Annotated in this window: 21 protein-coding genes; 9 read left to right on the top strand and 12 right to left on the bottom strand. The window is 53.3% G+C overall.

Annotated elements, in window-relative coordinates; all coding sequences use genetic code 11:
- Nucleotides 1–51: 51 nt before the first annotated feature.
- Complete coding sequence (pyk, locus tag LDB27_RS09155; protein ID WP_000091156.1) at nt 52–1,494, top strand: pyruvate kinase; 1,443 nt, start codon at nt 52–54, stop codon at nt 1,492–1,494.
- A 72-nt stretch (nt 1,495–1,566) separates the two neighbouring features.
- Here the strand turns inward: pyk and lpxM are convergent, their stop codons facing one another.
- The 3 genes from lpxM to znuA form a co-directional block, all read right to left on the bottom strand.
- Nucleotides 1,567–2,538, bottom strand: coding sequence for a lauroyl-Kdo(2)-lipid IV(A) myristoyltransferase (gene lpxM / locus LDB27_RS09150; RefSeq protein WP_000448401.1), 972 nt, complete (start codon nt 2,536–2,538; stop codon nt 1,567–1,569).
- 116 nt (nt 2,539–2,654) lie between these two features.
- On the bottom strand, nt 2,655–3,974 hold the full coding sequence (mepM, locus tag LDB27_RS09145; RefSeq protein WP_001184030.1) for a murein DD-endopeptidase MepM: 1,320 nt from the start codon (nt 3,972–3,974) through the stop codon (nt 2,655–2,657).
- 15 nt (nt 3,975–3,989) lie between these two features.
- Complete coding sequence (gene znuA, locus LDB27_RS09140) at nt 3,990–4,934, bottom strand: zinc ABC transporter substrate-binding protein ZnuA (RefSeq protein WP_000939597.1); 945 nt, start codon at nt 4,932–4,934, stop codon at nt 3,990–3,992.
- 78 nt (nt 4,935–5,012) lie between these two features.
- Between znuA and znuC the strand changes: the two genes are divergently transcribed.
- Nucleotides 5,013–5,768 (top strand): zinc ABC transporter ATP-binding protein ZnuC, encoded by a 756-nt coding sequence (gene znuC, locus LDB27_RS09135; protein WP_000203013.1) that lies wholly within the window; start codon nt 5,013–5,015, stop codon nt 5,766–5,768.
- Entirely contained in the window at nt 5,765–6,550 is a 786-nt protein-coding gene (gene znuB, locus LDB27_RS09130) for a zinc ABC transporter permease subunit ZnuB (RefSeq protein ID WP_000571508.1), read from the top strand. Before znuC ends, znuB begins: the two co-directional genes overlap by 4 nt.
- A gap of 78 nt (nt 6,551–6,628) precedes the next feature.
- Here znuB and ruvB read toward each other — a convergent pair whose 3' ends face one another.
- The 3 genes from ruvB to LDB27_RS09115 form a co-directional block, all read right to left on the bottom strand.
- Entirely contained in the window at nt 6,629–7,639 is a 1,011-nt protein-coding gene (ruvB, locus tag LDB27_RS09125; RefSeq protein ID WP_000568508.1) for a Holliday junction branch migration DNA helicase RuvB, read from the bottom strand.
- Nucleotides 7,640–7,647: 8 nt separating this feature from the next.
- On the bottom strand, nt 7,648–8,259 hold the full coding sequence (gene ruvA / locus LDB27_RS09120; RefSeq protein ID WP_000580333.1) for a Holliday junction branch migration protein RuvA: 612 nt from the start codon (nt 8,257–8,259) through the stop codon (nt 7,648–7,650).
- 358 nt (nt 8,260–8,617) lie between these two features.
- Nucleotides 8,618–9,310 (bottom strand): hypothetical protein, encoded by a 693-nt coding sequence (locus LDB27_RS09115; protein WP_023230996.1) that lies wholly within the window; start codon nt 9,308–9,310, stop codon nt 8,618–8,620.
- A gap of 208 nt (nt 9,311–9,518) precedes the next feature.
- Between LDB27_RS09115 and LDB27_RS09110 the strand changes: the two genes are divergently transcribed.
- Complete coding sequence (locus LDB27_RS09110) at nt 9,519–10,118, top strand: YebB family permuted papain-like enzyme (protein ID WP_000716750.1); 600 nt, start codon at nt 9,519–9,521, stop codon at nt 10,116–10,118.
- A 1-nt stretch (nt 10,119) separates the two neighbouring features.
- Here the strand turns inward: LDB27_RS09110 and ruvC are convergent, their stop codons facing one another.
- From ruvC to aspS, 4 genes are all read right to left on the bottom strand, one after another.
- Entirely contained in the window at nt 10,120–10,641 is a 522-nt protein-coding gene (gene ruvC / locus LDB27_RS09105; protein ID WP_000022509.1) for a crossover junction endodeoxyribonuclease RuvC, read from the bottom strand.
- Between the two features lie 36 nt (nt 10,642–10,677).
- The gene (locus tag LDB27_RS09100) at nt 10,678–11,418 is read right to left on the bottom strand and encodes a YebC/PmpR family DNA-binding transcriptional regulator (RefSeq protein WP_000907242.1); all 741 of its coding nucleotides are present in this window, start codon (nt 11,416–11,418) and stop codon (nt 10,678–10,680) included.
- Nucleotides 11,419–11,447: 29 nt separating this feature from the next.
- The gene (gene nudB / locus LDB27_RS09095) at nt 11,448–11,900 is read right to left on the bottom strand and encodes a dihydroneopterin triphosphate diphosphatase (RefSeq protein ID WP_000653693.1); all 453 of its coding nucleotides are present in this window, start codon (nt 11,898–11,900) and stop codon (nt 11,448–11,450) included.
- Between the two features lie 102 nt (nt 11,901–12,002).
- Entirely contained in the window at nt 12,003–13,775 is a 1,773-nt protein-coding gene (gene aspS / locus LDB27_RS09090; RefSeq protein WP_001258633.1) for an aspartate--tRNA ligase, read from the bottom strand.
- A gap of 324 nt (nt 13,776–14,099) precedes the next feature.
- On the opposite strand from aspS, the gene LDB27_RS09085 reads away from it, so the two are divergent.
- From LDB27_RS09085 to cmoB, 5 genes are read left to right on the top strand one after another with little or no spacing between them, the layout of a single operon-like run.
- Entirely contained in the window at nt 14,100–14,666 is a 567-nt protein-coding gene (locus LDB27_RS09085; protein ID WP_000916144.1) for a hydrolase, read from the top strand.
- The gene (locus tag LDB27_RS09080; RefSeq protein WP_000639226.1) at nt 14,663–15,481 is read left to right on the top strand and encodes a DUF72 domain-containing protein; all 819 of its coding nucleotides are present in this window, start codon (nt 14,663–14,665) and stop codon (nt 15,479–15,481) included. The genes LDB27_RS09085 and LDB27_RS09080 overlap by 4 nt, the downstream gene beginning before the upstream one ends.
- A gap of 52 nt (nt 15,482–15,533) precedes the next feature.
- Entirely contained in the window at nt 15,534–15,929 is a 396-nt protein-coding gene (locus LDB27_RS09075; RefSeq protein WP_000252975.1) for an MAPEG family protein, read from the top strand.
- 40 nt (nt 15,930–15,969) lie between these two features.
- Nucleotides 15,970–16,713, top strand: a complete 744-nt coding sequence (gene cmoA / locus LDB27_RS09070) for a carboxy-S-adenosyl-L-methionine synthase CmoA (RefSeq protein WP_000019607.1) — start codon at nt 15,970–15,972, stop codon at nt 16,711–16,713.
- Entirely contained in the window at nt 16,710–17,681 is a 972-nt protein-coding gene (gene cmoB / locus LDB27_RS09065) for a tRNA 5-methoxyuridine(34)/uridine 5-oxyacetic acid(34) synthase CmoB (RefSeq protein WP_000569027.1), read from the top strand. Before cmoA ends, cmoB begins: the two co-directional genes overlap by 4 nt.
- A 235-nt stretch (nt 17,682–17,916) precedes the next feature.
- Here cmoB and cutC read toward each other — a convergent pair whose 3' ends face one another.
- Together cutC and LDB27_RS09055 are read right to left on the bottom strand one after the other, a co-directional pair.
- A complete protein-coding gene (gene cutC / locus LDB27_RS09060) occupies nt 17,917–18,663 on the bottom strand; it encodes a copper homeostasis protein CutC (protein ID WP_001185781.1) in 747 nt (248 codons plus the stop codon).
- Between the two features lie 19 nt (nt 18,664–18,682).
- Nucleotides 18,683–19,252, bottom strand: coding sequence for a VOC family protein (locus LDB27_RS09055; protein WP_000024794.1), 570 nt, complete (start codon nt 19,250–19,252; stop codon nt 18,683–18,685).
- Nucleotides 19,253–19,395 lie beyond the last annotated feature (143 nt).

Below are 19,395 nucleotides of genomic sequence, written 5' to 3'. Positions count from 1 at the left end.
CCGGATCAATGTTCACGCAACACCAAGTTGTTTTAGTCAACGGAGTATTACATGTCCAGAAGGCTTCGCAGAACCAAAATCGTTACCACGTTAGGCCCGGCAACTGACCGCGATAACAACCTTGAGAAGGTTATCGCCGCGGGCGCAAACGTAGTACGTATGAACTTCTCTCACGGCTCGCCGGAAGATCATAAAATGCGTGCTGATAAAGTCCGTGAGATTGCCGCCAAACTGGGGCGTCATGTGGCTATTTTAGGCGACCTGCAAGGGCCAAAAATTCGCGTTTCCACTTTTAAAGAAGGCAAAGTGTTCCTCAACATCGGGGACAAATTTCTGTTAGACGCTAACCTGGGTAAAGGCGAAGGCGATAAAGAAAAAGTCGGCATTGATTACAAAGGGTTGCCGGCAGACGTCGTTCCTGGCGATATCCTGCTGCTTGACGATGGTCGAGTGCAGTTGAAAGTGCTTGAAGTCCAGGGCATGAAAGTCTTTACCGAGGTCACCGTCGGCGGCCCGCTGTCTAACAATAAAGGCATTAACAAGCTCGGCGGCGGGCTTTCTGCTGAAGCGCTGACCGAAAAAGACAAAGCCGATATTCAAACCGCTGCGCTGATAGGCGTTGACTATCTGGCTGTCTCCTTCCCGCGCTGCGGCGAAGATCTGAACTATGCACGCCGCCTGGCGCGCGACGCCGGCTGCGACGCGAAAATTGTGGCTAAGGTCGAACGCGCCGAAGCGGTATGCGATCAAAACGCCATGGACGATATCATTCTGGCCTCTGACGTTGTGATGGTCGCACGTGGCGACCTGGGCGTTGAAATCGGCGATCCGGAGCTGGTTGGTATCCAGAAGGCGCTGATTCGCCGTGCGCGTCAGCTAAACCGCGCAGTCATCACCGCAACGCAGATGATGGAGTCGATGATCACCAACCCGATGCCGACCCGTGCGGAAGTGATGGACGTGGCGAACGCCGTCCTGGATGGCACGGATGCGGTTATGCTGTCTGCCGAAACCGCAGCCGGTCAGTATCCTTCTGAAACCGTTGCCGCAATGGCGCGCGTCTGCCTGGGCGCAGAAAAAATCCCCAGCATCAATGTGTCTAAACACCGTCTCGACGTGCAGTTTGACAACGTTGAAGAAGCCATTGCCATGTCTGCGATGTATGCGGCAAACCATCTGAAAGGCGTTACCGCGATCATCACCATGACGGAATCCGGTCGTACCGCGCTAATGACTTCCCGTATCAGCTCCGGCCTGCCGATTTTCGCCATGTCGCGCCATGAACGCACGCTGAACCTGACCGCGCTCTACCGCGGAGTAACGCCGGTGCATTTTGATAGCGCGGCTGATGGCGTTGTCGCGGCGCATGAAGCTGTTAATCTGCTGCGCGATAAAGGGTATCTGGTTTCCGGCGACCTGGTGATCGTGACTCAGGGCGATGTCATGAGCACCGTCGGTTCAACCAATACCACGCGTATTTTGACCGTTGAGTAAAACTCCCCCACGCCTGTTCATCAGGTAGTACAGGGTTTGTCAGCATAAAGCCTCTCTTACGAGAGGCTTTATTTATTTGATGGGATAAAGATCTTTACGCTTATACGGCTGAATCTCGCCTGGCTTGCGGGTTTTGAGCAGCTTCAGGATCCAGGTGTACTGTTCCGGATGCGGGCCGACAAAAATTTCGACCTCTTCGTTCATCCGTCTGGCGATAGTGTGGTCGTCAGCCGTGAGCAGATCGTCCATGGGCGGGCGAATCTGGATAGTCAGGCGATGCGTTTTACCATTATACACCGGGAAAAGCGGTATCACGCGTGCGCGGCACACTTTCATCAGCCGACCAATCGCAGGCAGCGTTGCTTTGTATGTCGCAAAGAAATCAACGAATTCACTATGCTCCGGGCCGTGATCCTGGTCCGGCAGGTAGTAACCCCAGTAGCCCTGACGAACAGACTGAATAAAGGGTTTAATCCCGTCATTTCGCGCATGCAAACGTCCGCCAAAACGCCGACGCACTGTGTTCCAGATATAGTCAAAAACCGGATTACCCTGATTATGAAACATCGCCGCCATTTTTTGCCCCTGAGAGGCCATCAGCATGGCCGGAATGTCGACGCCCCAGCCATGCGGTACGAGAAAAATGACTTTTTCGTCGTTACGACGCATCTCCTCAATGATTTCCAGACCTTCCCAGTCAACACGCTGTTGGATTTTTTTCGGACCGCGCATCGCCAACTCAGCCATCATCGCCATTGCCTGCGGCGCGGTGGCGAACATCTCATCGACAATCGCTTCGCGCTCAGCTTCGCTACGCTGCGGAAAGCACAACGACAGATTAATTAGCGCCCGGCGACGAGAACTCTTCCCCAGCCGTCCGGCAAAACGCCCCAGCGTCGCCAGCAAAGGGTCGCGGAATGATGCCGGTGTTAATGCGATCCCCGCCATTGCTGCCGCGCCCAACCAGGCGCCCCAATACTGCGGATAGCGAAAGGATTTTTCGAATTCAGGGATATACTCACTATTATTTTTTTTGGTTTCCATGCTTTTCCAGGGTCTGCTGACGCGAAAAGGAATTGTGAATAGTGTAGCGACGTCTGCGTCTCACACAAAACAAAAAAGCCGGCACACATCGCGTACCGGCTCTGTCAGCGCATTTGTTAATCGAAGCGCAGTTGCGGCAGAACCTCTTTCACCTGTGCCAGGTATTCACGACGATCTGACCCCGTCAGACCTTCCGTGCGCGGCAATTTTGCTGTCAGAGGGTTAACGGCTTGCTGGTTGATCCATACCTCATAATGCAGATGCGGCCCTGTGGAGCGCCCGGTGTTACCAGAAAGCGCAATACGATCGCCACGTTTCACTTTTTGCCCCGGTTTCACCAGCAGCTTACGCAAGTGCATATAACGTGTGGTGTAGGTGCGTCCATGACGAATCGCAATGTAGTAACCGGCAGCGCCGCTACGTTTAGCGACCACGACCTCGCCATCCCCCACCGACAGCACCGGCGTACCCTGCGGCATCGCAAAGTCAACGCCACGATGCGGCGCAACGCGTCCGGTAACCGGGTTCAGACGGCGCGGATTGAAGTTGGAGGAGATGCGGAACTGTTTGGCGGTCGGGAAGCGTAAAAAGCCTTTCGCCAGGCCAACCCCGTTACGGTCATAGAATTTACCGTCAGCGGCGCGAATGGCGTAGTAATCTTTACCATCGGAACGCATCCGCACGCCCAACAACTGACTCTGTTCACGCTTGCCATCCAGCATCTCGCGCGACATCAGAACCGAAAATTCATCGCCCTTTTTCAGCTTGCGAAAATCCATCTGCCACTGCATGGCTTTTATCACTGCGCTGATTTCGCTGCTGGTTAAACCGGCCTCTTTCGCGCTGGCGACAAAGCTACCCCCTACCGTGCCTTTCAGCAGACTGTTGACCCAGTCCCCCTGCTGCATTTCACTGCTCATTTTAAAACCGTTGGCAGTGCGATCGTAGGTACGCGTTTCACGGCGGGAGACTTCCCATGTCAGACGCTGTAAATCGCCATCGGCGGTCAGTGTCCAGGAAAGCTGTTGGCCAATTTTCAGATTGCGCAGCTCCTTATCAGAAGCGGCAAGTCGGCTAATATCGCTCATATCGATGCCGTACTGATTCAGAATGCTGCTTAACGTATCGCCTGTGGAGACGACGTATTCATGGACGCCGACTTCGCCTGCGGTTTTATCGTCCAGCTCATCCTGAGGAATAGCTTCATCTTCCTGCGCGGCCTGATCGATGGGTTCGCTGGCCTCCGGTAAGAGGGAACGAGTCTCGCTTTTCTCCAGTTCAATAGTTTTAACGATTGGTGCGGATTCTGGGTGGTAAACATAGGGCCGCCATACGGCGACGGCCAGTGTCAGAACGGTAAGTGACCCCAGCATAACGCGGTGGGGTCGGGGCAGATTATTAAATGCCAGGGCGACAGAGCGGGCTATCTGTTGCACGTATTCACTTCCTCGTTAATCTCCTTTCAGGCAGCTCGCATACTGGTTGGCTAATTGGCTTAAAAACGCTGAATAGCTTGTTTTACCCAGTTTAATGTTCGTCCCGAGGGGGTCCAGTGTTCCCATTCGAACGGATGTCCCTCTCGCCACGGCTTCCACGACCGCTGGCCTGAATTGTGGCTCAGCAAAAACGCAGGTTGCTTTTTGCTCAACCAACTGTGTTCTTATTTCATGTAAACGCTGCGCGCCAGGTTGTATCTCAGGGTTCACGGTAAAGTGACCGAGCGGGGTGAGTCCGTAGTGTTTTTCGTAGTAACCGTAGGCGTCATGAAAAACGAAATACCCTTTCCCCTTGAGCGGCGCGAGCTCGTTACCGACCTGTTTATCGGTTGCGGCTAATTGTGCCTCAAAATCCTTCAGGTTGGCGTCGAGTTTGGCTCGACTTTGCGGCATAAGTTCCACTAATTTTTCATGGATTGCAACCGCTGTAGCCCGCGCTATCTCTGGGGAGAGCCAAAGATGCATGTTATATTCGCCGTGATGGTGATGTACGTCACCTTTTTCCTCATCGGCGCCCGTATGCGCATGTTCATCCTCATCATCATCCGCGCCCTTCATGAGTAACGGTTTTACATCGGCAAGTTGCGCAATGGTAACCTGCTTATTATCAGGGATATTCCTGACCGACTTCTCCATAAAGGCTTCCATTTCCGGGCCAACCCAGACGACTAAGTCCGCGCCCTGTAAGCGTTTTACGTCTGATGGACGCAATGAATAATCATGCTCGGATGCCCCATCCGGAAGTAATACTTGCGTATCCGTAACGCCATCAGCAATGGCGGAAGCGATAAACCCAAGTGGTTTAAGCGAAGCGACAACGGCGGCGTCGGCAGCCTGGGTTGCACTCCCCCAAAGCGCGGCGGATAATGCTGCGAAAAGAAGCGTATTTTTCTGTAACATAATGCGACTAATCATCGTAATGAATGTGTGAAATGTGATACTATAACATTCTATCACTTCTGCAAGCCTAAAATTAACATGACAAGTTTAGTTTCACTGGAAAACGTCTCGGTCTCATTTGGTCAACGCCGCGTCCTCTCTGACGTGTCGCTTGAATTGAGCCCCGGAAAAATTTTAACGCTTCTCGGCCCTAACGGCGCGGGGAAGTCAACGCTTGTACGCGTGGTTTTAGGACTGGTAGCCCCTGATGATGGGGTGATCAAGCGCAACGGGCAACTCCGTATCGGCTATGTCCCGCAAAAGCTCTATCTCGATACCACGCTTCCGCTGACGGTAAACCGGTTTTTACGTTTACGTCCCGGCACGCAAAAAACGGATATTCTCCCGGCGCTTAAACGCGTTCAGGCCGGACATTTGATTGACGCGCCCATGCAAAAACTCTCCGGCGGTGAGACACAGCGCGTACTGCTGGCGCGTGCTCTGCTTAACAGGCCGCAGTTGCTGGTACTTGATGAGCCGACGCAAGGCGTGGATGTCAACGGCCAGGTCGCGTTATACGACCTTATCGATCAGCTGCGTCGCGAACTCGATTGCGCCGTGCTGATGGTGTCACATGATCTACATCTGGTCATGGCAAAGACGGATGAAGTGTTATGCCTGAACCATCATATTTGCTGTTCCGGCGCGCCGGAAGTGGTGTCTATGCATCCGGAGTTTATCTCTATGTTTGGCCCGCGAGGCGCGGAGCAATTAGGGATTTATCGCCATCATCATAATCATCGCCACGATTTACAGGGTCGTATTGTACTGCGCCGGGGAAATGGTCACTCATGATTGAATTATTACTGCCCGGCTGGCTGGCCGGGATGATGCTGGCCTGCGCCGCTGGTCCTTTGGGCTCATTTGTGGTCTGGCGTCGGATGTCCTATTTTGGCGATACGCTGGCTCACGCGTCGCTTCTGGGCGTGGCGTTTGGCCTGTTGCTGGACGTTAATCCCTTCTATGCGGTAATCGCCGTTACGCTGCTGCTGGCCGCCGGTCTGGTATGGCTGGAGAAACGCCCTCACCTCGCGATTGATACCTTACTGGGCATTATGGCGCACAGCGCCTTATCTTTAGGACTGGTCGTGGTCAGCCTGATGTCCAACGTCCGCGTTGATTTAATGGCTTATCTGTTTGGCGATTTGCTGGCCGTCACGCCGGAAGATCTTATCTCGATCGCTATTGGGGTCGTTATTGTGCTGGCCATTCTCTTCTGGCAGTGGCGCAACTTGCTGTCAATGACTATCAGTCCGGATCTTGCCTTTGTCGATGGCGTGAAGTTACAGCGCGTGAAGCTGCTATTGATGCTGGTAACGGCGTTAACTATCGGCGTAGCGATGAAGTTTGTCGGAGCGCTGATCATTACGTCGCTACTGATTATCCCCGCCGCAACCGCGCGTCGCTTTGCCCGTACGCCAGAGCAGATGGCGGGCGTCGCCGTTGGTGTAGGTATGATAGCGGTTACAGGTGGACTGACCTTCTCAGCCTTTTATGATACCCCGGCAGGGCCATCCGTAGTGCTGTGTGCCGCGCTGCTGTTTATCTTCAGTATGATGAAAAAGCAGGCAAGCTAAGCGTGTGTTGCCCGGTGGCGCTGCGCTTACCGGGCCTACAAAATCGCCCAGGTCTGATGAGCGCAGCGACTTCAGGCGCTAAGGCATCTCTGGCGGCGTGATCCCGAAATGGTTCCAGGCGCGCACCGTTGCCATACGCCCACGCGGCGTGCGCTGCAAAAAGCCTTGCTGAATCAGATACGGCTCCAGCACATCCTCAATGGTTTCACGCTCTTCGCCAATCGCCGCTGCCAGGTTATCCAGTCCCACCGGACCACCGAAGAATTTATCAATAACCGCCAGCAGCAGCTTGCGATCCATATAATCAAACCCTTCCGCATCGACGTTCAGCATATCCAGCGCCTGCGCGGCAATTTCCGCTGAAATAGCCCCGTCATGCTTCACCTCGGCGAAATCACGCACACGTCTGAGCAGACGGTTGGCTATACGCGGCGTACCGCGCGCCCGACGCGCCACTTCCAGCGCGCCGTCATCGCTCATCTCAAGCCCCATGTGCCTTGCGCTGCGCCCGACGATGTGCTGCAGATCGGGCACCTGGTAGAACTCCAGGCGCTGCACAATACCAAAACGGTCGCGTAGCGGGGACGTTAACGACCCGGCGCGCGTCGTCGCGCCAATGAGCGTAAACGGCGGCAGATCGATTTTAATTGAACGTGCAGCAGGCCCTTCGCCAATCATAATATCCAACTGGTAATCTTCCATCGCCGGATAGAGTACTTCTTCCACCACCGGTGAAAGCCGGTGAATCTCATCAATAAACAGCACATCATGCGGTTCAAGATTGGTGAGCATAGCCGCCAGATCGCCTGCTTTTTCCAGCACCGGGCCGGACGTGGTGCGGAGATTGACGCCCATTTCATTGGCAACGATATTCGCCAGAGTCGTTTTACCTAACCCTGGCGGGCCGAAAATCAGCAAGTGATCTAATGCGTCGCCACGCCGTTTTGCCGCCTGAATAAAAATCTCCATCTGGGAGCGCACCTGCGGTTGGCCGACATATTCCGCCAATAACTTCGGGCGAATGGCGCGATCGGCGACGTCTTCTGCGATCGTGGCGCCTGCTGAAATCAGGCGATCTGCTTCTATCATCCTTTACCTCATAACGCGGCGCGTAACGCGTCGCGAATCAGTGTTTCACTGCTTGCATCCGGACGGGCGATCTTGCTTACCATCCGACTGGCTTCTTGCGGTTTATAACCCAGCGCCACCAGCGCAGCAACTGCTTCTTGTTCTGCATCTTCCGAGCCTGGGCTGGCCGGCGATGTCAATACCAGATCGACCGCTGGCGTAAAGAGATCGCCATGTAGCCCTTTAAAGCGGTCTTTCATTTCGACAATCAGCCTTTCGGCGGTTTTCTTGCCGATACCCGGCAGCTTCACCAGTGCGCCAAGCTCTTCGCGCTCAACCGCATTCACAAACTGCTGCGCCGACATGCCGGAGAGAATCGCCAGCGCCAGCTTAGGCCCGACGCCATTCGTTTTAATTAGCTCTTTAAACAGCGTGCGCTCTTGCTTATTGTTGAATCCGTACAACAACTGCGCATCTTCACGCACCACAAAGTGGGTGAAGACGATTGCCTCCTGCCCGGCCTCCGGCAGCTCGTAAAAGCAGGTCATAGGCATATGTACTTCATAGCCTACGCCCCCTGTCTCCAGCAGCACGATCGGGGGTTGTTTTTCGAGAATAATGCCTCTGAGTCTGCCTATCACATGACGCTCCTGCGTAAAGGGCTGAAAAGATAATGCACTATCATAAAAAAAGACTGGATGTTTATCCAGATGAAAAACACGTATCCCGATATTTCTCTACTCCGACAACCCGCGATAGCTAACGACGGGTACGCTCCCCGCTGCGTACAAAATAAGTCGTACACTCATTGACAATTTTTTGCGTCCTACGCGAATAACTTTTTGCCAACATGCCGTGGCACACGTTCGGTAGTCTTCAATAATGAGTATCCTGATAACACTAATACTGTATCCAGTACGAATGCCAACAGCGGAACATCGGGCCTCCCAAAAACAGACCCGAGAATAGATGTAATAATATTAACCACTAGCGCTGAATTTAATCGCATGTTGTTTTATCATCGCGCATAACAGATTTTAATTCACCATGACACAATAAATATTGTGCAAACTCATTTTTCATGCCATCGAAATTCACGGCTGGCGTCCCTTCTGAATAATTATAATAAATATTCACATACTCTTCGCTACTAAAAAGTGCCTGTCGTTTTGCTGCTAACCCACGACCTTTTGCTGCAATATACTGGAAGCAGTGGCCGCTGGCGCCACAGCTCCGCCCACCATCAACAATATATATATCGGCAGCGTTAAACAACTGTTCCAGCCAGCACTGGCGAATCGTTCCGGCCGCACAAACCAAAAATAATGATGCGCTAATCATCCACCCGGATTTTTTTACCGATGTCATAGCCAGGAAAGCCATAAAGCACGCTGCCTGCAGGCACAAAACCAGTTCTTTATTCCCGGCAACCAAATGCCACTGGTTAAATACTAAGGTAATGAAAACTGAACTCAATGTTGCCAACAGTCGGGTTCTGAACCGCCTGGCAGGGAGAAGTAAAAATAATAATGAAATCGTCCCTGGCTTTAATAAAAAAACAACGGTATTAGCCTCTGCCATATCAATACTCAAACAATAACAAAAACTAATAAACAGATGAAAGATAATAGCAACAAAAATATAAGAAAAATAAAACATCCAACCTATTCTCATTGGTCTATCATCAACCACGTCATACTCCCTGTCAATATGAGAGATCAGATGATGAGAAATTTACCACCTTAATTCCCCTCAGATATATTTGCGACATTAATTCCAATAAATGAAATATTCACCATGCATATTTCGATGACACTAAGGCTTGTCATTTATCTGGTATAATGCTAACTACCCTGTAGAATAAATAAAAGGAATTTATTTCAAATAATGGAATGCAGAGATGAAAAAACATTATTCTGTCCAATATGAAACCGGGGATATCGTCTTTACCTGTATAGGTGCCGCGCTTTTCGGCCAGATATCCACCGCTTCACAGTGCTGGAGCAACCATGTTGGGATTATTATTGGTCATAATGGTGATGACTATCTGGTGGCGGAAAGTCGCGTCCCCCTCTCAACCGTCACCACGCTGTCACTGTTTATACAACGTTCAGCCGGACAACGTTACGCGGTTCGTCGCCTGTGCGGCGGCCTGACGGTCGAGCAGAAACTCGCCATCATGGAGCAGGTTCCCGCCCGGCTGAATAAGTTTTATCACACGGGGTTTAAATACGAGTCATCGCGCCAGTTCTGCTCGAAATTTGTGTTTGATATCTATAAAGAAGCATTGTGTATTCCGGTAGGCGATATTGAGACATTCGAAGAATTACTTCACAGCAATCCTGATGCGAAACTCGCCTTCTGGAAGTTCTGGTTTTTAGGTTCAATCCCGTGGGATCGTAAGACGGTGACGCCCGCCAGCCTGTGGCAACATCCCAATTTAGAATTAATTAGCGCCTGTGGAATTGAAACCCCTCAACGCGAGGCTGAGGGAGAATGATTTAGCGCAACCTTCCCCGCGCCAGATTGAGTCGGCTCTCGCTCATTTGCATCGCGTTCTGGCTAACGTGGCAATGCGTAATGGCGATAGCCAGCGCATCTGCGGCGTCTGCCTGCGGGTTAGCGGGAAGCTTCAGCAACGTACGAACCATATGCTGAACCTGGCTTTTCTCCGCGCTACCAATACCGACGACGGTTTGCTTCACCTGACGCGCCGCGTATTCAAACACGGGCAGTTCCTGATTGACCGCGGCGACAATCGCGACGCCGCGCGCCTGTCCCAGCTTGAGGGCTGAGTCGGCATTTTTCGCCATAAACACCTGTTCGATAGCAAAATAGTCCGGCTGGAACTGCGTGATGATTTCCGTCACGCCTGCGTATATAAGCTTCAAACGAGACGGCAAATCATCGACTTTGGTGCGAATACATCCGCTGCCCAGATAGGTCAGTTGTCTGCCTACCTGGCGGATAACGCCATAACCGGTAATGCGCGAGCCGGGGTCAATACCGAGAATAATCGACACGCTATACCCCCTGCCCGCCGGCGTTTAACAGCACCATTACAGGGTCGCCGCCACCTCATCAGAGATCTCACCGTTATGGTAGACTTCCTGAACATCGTCACAGTCTTCCAGCATATCGATCAGACGTAGCAGTTTCGGCGCGGTTTCCGCATCCATATCCGCTTTAGTTGACGGGATCATGGACACTTCGGCGCTGTCTGCTTTCAGACCCGCCGCTTCCAGCGCGTCACGCACTTTGCCCATCTCTTCCCAGGCAGTGTAAACATCAATCGCGCCATCATCATAGGTCACAACATCTTCCGCGCCGGCTTCCAGAGCGGCTTCCATGATGGTGTCTTCATCGCCTTTCTCAAAGGAGATGACCCCTTTCTTACTGAACAGGTACGCCACTGAGCCATCGGTACCCAGATTACCGCCGCACTTGCTGAAAGCATGACGCACTTCCGCTACGGTACGGTTACGGTTGTCGCTCAGACACTCAATCATAATGGCCGTGCCGCCAGGACCATAACCTTCATAGATGATGGTTTCCATGTTCGAGTCTTCATCACCACCCACACCGCGAGCGATGGCACGGTTCAGAGTGTCGCGGGTCATGTTGTTGGCCAGCGCTTTATCTACAGCCGCGCGCAGACGCGGGTTGGCATCCGGATCGCCGCCGCCCAATTTAGCTGCCGTTACCAGTTCACGAATAATTTTAGTGAAGATTTTACCGCGCTTGGCATCCTGCGCAGCTTTACGATGTCTGGTGTTGGCCCATTTACTATGACCTGCCATAAATATTTCCTCAAAAAAAGCGCGCCTTTTCAGGCGACGTTAATGACAAACTCTTCAATCGCTTGCCGGTTACTCCAGGACTTGGTAAGCGCCGCCGCGTCAGGCGCATCAAGCCACTGGTACGTCAGATGTTCAGTGAATATCACCTGCCGCTCATGCGGTAACGCAAGGCAGAACCAGAATTCTGTATTGTGCATGACGCCCGGCGCATAGCGATGACGTAAATGTGAAAAAATTTCAAACTCCACCGTACGTTGGCAGTCGATTAAGGTCAGTTGCTCTGCCGCAACATCAATCGTGACCTCCTCTTTGACTTCACGTACGGCGGCCTGCAACGCGGTCTCCCCTTCTTCTATGCTGCCAGTCACTGACTGCCAAAAATCCGGGTCATCGCGTCGCTGCAACATTAGCACCCGTTTCGTATCCTGCGCGAAAATAACCACCAGGACCGAAACGGGGCGCTTGTACACTTTATCCTTCACGCGACCTCGTTGTTGGCTGTTGGGTGACGCCGCGCATTGATGAGACTCCCCCTTGCGGGCCGCCGCGATATCACGCGAATGATGTCGTGTACATTGTTCATATCAGTTATTCTCGGCTTTCTTCACAACCTGAATCCCTAACTCCGTCAACGCTGCCTGGTTGGCGAAACTCGGCGCTTCGGTCATCAGACACGCGGCGGCGGTCGTTTTCGGGAAGGCGATAACATCACGAATATTGTCGGTGCCGGTCAACAGCATGGTCAGACGGTCCAGACCAAACGCCAGGCCCGCATGCGGCGGCGTACCGTATTTCAACGCATCCAACAGGAAGCCGAACTTTTCGCGCTGCTCCTGCTCATTGATACCGAGAATACCAAATACGGTTTGCTGCATTTCACCGTTGTGAATACGCACCGAACCGCCGCCCACTTCATAGCCGTTAATCACCATATCGTAAGCGTTAGCGACGGCTTCTTCCGGCGCAGTTTTCAGTTCAGACGCCGTCATGTCACGCGGGGCGGTGAACGGATGGTGCATCGCGGTCAGACCGCCTTCGCCGTCGTCTTCGAACATCGGGAAGTCAATCACCCACAGCGGCGCCCATTTGTCTTCGTCGGTCAGGCTCAGGTCTTTGCCCAGTTTCAGACGCAGCGCGCCCAGCGCATCGGCAACCACTTTTTTGTTATCTGCGCCGAAGAAGATCATGTCGCCGTCCTGCGCGCCGGTACGTTCAAGGATAGCCTCGACGATGTCGGCGGTCAGGAACTTGGCCACCGGACTGTTAATCCCGTCCAGACCTTTCGCGCGCTCGTTAACTTTGATATATGCCAGTCCTTTCGCGCCGTAGATCTTAACAAAGTTACCGTAATCGTCGATCTGCTTACGGCTAAGCTGTGCGCCGCCAGGCACACGCAGCGCTGCCACGCGGCCTTTCGGATCGTTAGCCGGGCCCGCGAAGACCGCGAACTCTACCGATTTCAGCAGGTCAGCGACATCTACCAGCTCCATCGGGTTACGCAGGTCTGGCTTGTCGGAACCGTAACGACGTTCCGCTTCGGCAAACGTCATTACCGGGAAATCCCCCAGATCCACGCCTTTCACTTCCAGCCACAAATGGCGCACCAGCGCTTCCATCACTTCGCGCACCTGTGGCGCGGTCATGAAGGAGGTCTCGACGTCGATCTGAGTAAACTCCGGCTGACGGTCAGCACGTAAGTCTTCATCACGGAAGCATTTGACTATCTGATAGTAACGGTCGAAACCGGACATCATCAGGAGCTGTTTGAACAGCTGCGGCGACTGCGGCAGCGCGTAGAATTTACCTTTGTGCACGCGCGAAGGCACCAGATAGTCGCGCGCGCCTTCCGGCGTGGCTTTGGTCAGCATCGGCGTTTCAATATCAAGGAAACCGTGATCGTCCATAAAACGACGCACCAGGCTGGTAATTTTGGCGCGAGTTTTCAGGCGCTGCGCCATTTCCGGACGACGCAAATCCAGATAGCGGTACTTGAGACGCGCCTCTTCGGTATTAACGTGGTTAGCGTCAAGCGGCAGTGAGTCTGCGCGGTTGATGATAGTGAGAGAGGACGCCAGCACTTCAATTTCGCCGGTCGCCATATCCGCATTGACGTTTTTCGCGTCACGCGCACGCACGGTGCCCGTAACCTGAATGCAGAACTCATTACGCAGTTCAGAGGCCAGCTTTAACGCGTCCGCACGATCCGGATCGAAGAACACCTGCACAATACCTTCGCGGTCGCGCATATCGATAAAGATCAGGCTGCCAAGATCACGACGACGGTTGACCCAACCACACAGAGTCACCTGCTGCCCCACGTGGGACAGACGTAGCTGTCCGCAATATTCTGTACGCATGAGATATCCCTTAACTTAGCCGCAGGCGGATTGTTGCCTGCCATGCAGGCGACGAAGTCGCAGCTTTAGCTGTATGTCACAACTGGATGAAAAAAGGCGGCTATTATACTGGAAATTCTGCCGCACGATAAGAGTCAATCCAGCATGGGAGCGATAACTTGCCCGTTTCATGCGGTATCGACACTTGGTTCATACTGACTGTACCCGGGTTTTTCACGCGGGTATTGCGTATGCTCACAAAAATTAACAATATTTGTCGCCGCTTTCCTCTTTAATCGCGCTTAAGGTGTAGTGAAATCCGCTATTTTTAGGAGAGTGATTATCATGCTGAAACTCAACGCGACCACAACCGCCCTGGTGGTTATTGATTTACAGGAAGGAATTCTTCCGTTTGCCGGCGGCCCGTATACGGCAAATGAGGTGGTCGCCCGCGCCGCGCGGCTGGCGGAAAAGTGTCGCGCCAACGGCTCACCCGTGGTTATGGTACGCGTCGGATGGTCTGATGATTATGCCGAAGCGTTAAAACAGCCGGTGGATGCCGCAACGCCTGCGCACGCATTGCCGGAAAACTGGTGGACCTGGCCTACGGCATTGGGTAAAAAGGACAGCGATCTGGAAGTGACTAAACGCCAGTGGGGCGCGTTTTACGGCACCGACCTGGAATTACAGCTTCGCCGCCGGGGTATCGACACCATCATATTGTGCGGGATCTCAACCAATATCGGCGTCGAATCCACAGCGCGTAACGCCTGGGAGTTGGGGTTTAACCTTATTATTGCCGAAGATGCCTGTAGCGCCGCCAGCAGTGAGCAGCATCAGAGCAGTATGACGCATATTTTCCCGCGCATTGGCCGGGTACGCAGCGTAGAGGATATTTTAAACGCCTTATGATCTACATTGGCTTGCCGCAATGGTCGCACCCGAAATGGGCGCGGCTCGGCATCACCAGTCTGGAAGAGTATGCCCGCCACTTTAATTGCGTGGAGGGCAACACCACGCTTTACGCGCTGCCGAAAGCGGAAATTGTCGATCGCTGGTATGCGCAAACTACGGACGATTTCCGTTTTTGCTTTAAATTTCCCGCGACCATTTCTCACCAGGCCGCTCTGCGCCATTGCGACGATCTGGTACAGGCGTTTTTTACCCGCCTGGCGCCGCTGGAAACACGTATTGGCCAATACTGGCTGCAGTTGCCCGCCGCTTTTGGACCGCGCGATCTCCCCGCCTTATGGCAGTTTCTTGATGCGCTCCCCGCCACGTTTACCTATGGCGTAGAAGTTCGTCATCCGTGTTTTTTTGACAAAGGAGAGGATGAACAGCGGCTCAATCGCGGGTTACACGCGCGCGGCGTAAACCGCGTGATCCTGGATAGTCGTCCGGTACATGCCGCCCATCCCCACAGCGAGGCCGTCCGCGACGCGCAGCGAAAAAAACCCAAAGTCCCGGTACATGCGGTCGTGACGGCCAGCCATCCGATGGTGCGTTTTATCGGTAGCGACAATATGGCGCAAAACCGTGAATTTTTCGCCGCCTGGTTGCAGAAACTCCCGCAGTGGCGGCAGACCACCACGCCTTTTCTGTTTTTACATACTCCGGATATCGCGCAGGCGCCGGAACTGGTGAATACGCTTTGGCATGATTTACGCAGCGTCTTACCGGAAATCGGCACTGCTCCGTCCATTCCACAGCAATCTTCTCTTTTCTGAAAATGCCCCCTATCATAGACAGTGCCATCAGCCATTTTAAAAGGGAGTTTGTATGGTAAGCGCGCTGTATGCCGTTTTGGGTGCGTTATTATTAATGAAGTTCTCTTTTAATGTCGTTCGCTTGCGAATGCAGTACCGTGTCGCCTATGGCGACGGCGGTTTTAGCGAATTGCAAAGCGCCATCCGTATTCATGGCAACGCGGTGGAATATATTCCTGTCGCGCTGGTGCTGCTGCTGTTTATGGAAATGAACGGCGCCGAAACGTGGATGGTGCATATCTGCGGCATCATTTTAATCGCCGGTCGGCTGATGCATTATTACGGTTTTCACCACCGTCTGTTCCGCTGGCGGCGGGCGGGGATGAGCGCTACCTGGTGCGCATTGTTGCTGATGGTGCTGGCAAACCTGTGGTATATGCCCTGGGAGTTGGTTTTCTCCCTGTATTAGCGCACAATATGCGCCTTTATTTTTCCCGGATGTATACGTTATGTCTCACCGCGACACGCTTTTTTCTGCGCCTATCGCCCGTCTCGGCGACTGGACTTTTGATGAACGAGTAGCCGAAGTTTTCCCCGACATGATTCAGCGTTCGGTACCAGGCTACTCCAACATCATCTCCATGATTGGCATGTTGGCTGAACGCTTTGTGCAGCCGAACACGCAGGTCTACGATCTGGGCTGCTCGCTGGGTGCCGCGACGCTGTCTGTTCGGCGTAATATCCGCCATGAGCATTGTCGCATTATCGCCGTCGATAACTCCCCGGCCATGATTGAACGCTGCCGCCGTCATATTGATGCGTATAAAGCGCCTACGCCGGTTGAAGTCGTTGAAGGCGATATCCGCGATATCACTATTGAAAACGCCTCGATGGTGGTGCTGAATTTTACCCTGCAATTCCTTGAACCTGCCGAACGCCAGGCATTGCTGGATAAGATTTACCTGGGGTTGAATCCCGGCGGCGCGCTGGTACTGTCGGAAAAATTTAGCTTTGAAGACGCGAAAGTGGGCGAGCTGTTATTCAACATGCACCACGATTTTAAACGCGCTAATGGGTACAGCGAACTGGAGATCAGCCAGAAGCGCAGTATGCTGGAAAACGTGATGCTCACCGACTCGGTGGAAACACATAAAGCGCGCCTGCGTAAGGCGGGTTTCGAACACAGCGAACTGTGGTTCCAGTGCTTTAATTTCGGGTCGCTTGTCGCGTTAAAAGCCGGAGTTGCCGCATGATCGAGTTTGGTAACTTTTATCAGCTCATTGCTAAAAATCACCTCTCCCACTGGCTGGAAACATTGCCCGCGCAGATTGCCGCCTGGCAACGCGAGCAGCAGCATGGCTTGTTTAAACAGTGGTCGAACGCGGTAGAATTTTTACCGGAAATTACGCCCTGGCGGCTGGATTTACTGCACAGCGTCACGGCGGAAAGCGAAACGCCGCTCAGCGAAGGTCAGCTAAAGCGTATTGATACATTGCTGCGTAATCTGATGCCGTGGCGTAAAGGCCCGTTCTCGCTTTATGGCGTAGATATTGATACCGAATGGCGCTCCGACTGGAAGTGGGATCGCGTACTGCCGCATCTGTCAGATTTAACTGGCCGGACGATCCTTGATGTCGGCTGCGGCAGCGGCTATCACCTGTGGCGGATGATTGGCGCAGGCGCACATCTGGCGGTCGGCATCGATCCTACGCAGCTTTTCCTCTGCCAGTTTGAGGCGGTGCGTAAACTGTTGGGTAACGATCAGCGCGCGCATCTGCTGCCGTTGGGCATTGAACAACTCCCGGCGCTGAAAGCATTTGATACCGTCTTCTCGATGGGGGTGCTTTATCACCGTCGCTCGCCGCTGGAGCATCTGTGGCAGTTAAAAGATCAGTTGGTCAACGAGGGTGAACTGGTACTGGAAACGCTGGTCGTCGACGGCGACGAAAATACCGTTTTGGTGCCCGGGGATCGCTACGCGCAGATGCGTAATGTCTATTTTATTCCTTCCGCGCCGGCATTAAAAAAATGGCTGGAAAAATGCGGCTTTATTGATGTGCGTATCGCTGACGTTTGCGTCACTACCACCGAAGAGCAGCGCCGTACCGAGTGGATGGTTACCGAGTCGCTGGCCGATTTCCTTAACCCGAACGATCGCAGCAAGACGGTGGAAGGCTATCCCGCCCCGCAGCGCGCGGTGCTGATTGCGCGTAAACCGTGATGGATTGCCGAATGACCGTTACGTATAGCACCGTTTCTCCAAAATAGTTCAAGTTGCAGCAAGGCGGCAACGCAGCAAATCCCCGGGAACGTAGGTAGCTACGTGACCGGGGTGCGCGAGGCGGCCAACGCTGCTGCGGCTTGAAATATGAAGGAGAAAAAAAGGCCCCTGTTGAATTGGCAGGGGCCTGGTACGAGCAAGCATCATATTGGGCGACATGATGCAACGGTAAAAATCATTTGGCCTGATGGCGAACAATGATTCCTTTCATTTCAGCGACCGCCGCACCCTCTACCCTATAGCGAGAATACTCGTCCGCCTGTATATCGGCAGACATCGATAACCCCTGATTGCGATAGCGCATCGGCGAAGGCAGTAAGACTCCGGCGGAACTGTGTACTTCCCGTACTCCGGCATCGAGGAAATTCTGCAGGTTATTTGCACGAACCCCCGCACCAGCCATAATGATTGGAGCATCCCCCTGGGCAATAAGTTCCATAATTATTGATAAACCTTGCGCCGCATCGGCTTTTTGCCCGGAAGTCAGTACTCTTGATACGCCTGCGTCAGCCAGATTCTTTAGCGCATTGAAGGGATTAGCGCACATATCGAAGGCGCGGTGGAATGTCACTGCCAGCGGTCCGGCCGCCGCCATTATTTTTTCCATTCGCGACATATCGACATCCCCATCAACGGTCAACACGCCAGTAACCAGCCCAGGAAACCCCAACTCTCTGACGAGGCGGATATCTTCCAGCATGGCGGCAAATTCGCCGTCAGTGTAGTAAAAATCCCCGCCACGAGGACGAATAATCGGATGTACGGGAATCGTAATATGCTCGCGCACGCTGCGTAAGACGCCCAGCGAAGGCGTAAGCCCGCCTTCTTTCGGCGCGGCGCACAGTTCGATACGATCCGCGCCGTTTCGCTGCGCGGTGAGCGCGCATTCCATGCTGTAACAACAGATCTCAAGTAACGCCATATTCACTCCGCTCGGCAGGTTAATGGGCCGCCTGTTCGCTGGCGACAATCGCTTCAATCGACCATGGATGAAATTTTACCGTGATGCGGCCATCGGTCACGGCCAGCGTAGGGTTTGGCAAACGTTCATGCTCGCCCTGTGGCGAACTGGTTTTAACCACGATCCCCGGCTGACTAAGCCCCTCATCCGACAACAACGCCAGCGCCCGCGCGTTCAAGGTCTCCGGCTCGCCGGGCAGCACGATTTCAATATGCTCCCACCCTTCGTGTGGATAGCGTTTTTCTCCCGGCCACGGTAATTCAATAACAGAAAACCGCCAGTGTTCCACACATACCGGTTCATGCAGTTTAAACAGACAAATCGGCCTGCCGTTGATGATATTTTCCGACAGTAGCTCGCCGCATTGTTCAAAACCGCGACGCCAACGCTCCGCCGTCGTATTCTGGTGACAGCGCAATGAAATGTGATCGGCCTCAAGGGCGCTAATCTGCAGACCAAGGCGAGTGGAAAGTTCTCTGAACGCCAGAGTGAATCGCGGTAAATCTGCGGAAATATCATGCAGTTCATCAATGTGTTGCCAGTTCGCCATATCAGGACGCTCTTCTTGCTGTGAAAACCGCTAATTTACGCTGTTGCGCCCCGGCAACCAACCTTTGATTTGGTTGGGCGTTTATTGAATGCTTATGCAGATTATTGTTGCGTATATTTCAGGCGACGCGCCGCGCGCGCAAT

This window comes from Salmonella sp. JXY0409-18 (assembly GCF_020268625.1).
GTDB lineage: Bacteria > Pseudomonadota > Gammaproteobacteria > Enterobacterales > Enterobacteriaceae > Salmonella > Salmonella enterica.
This window is presented reverse-complemented; position numbering and strand designations above follow the sequence as displayed.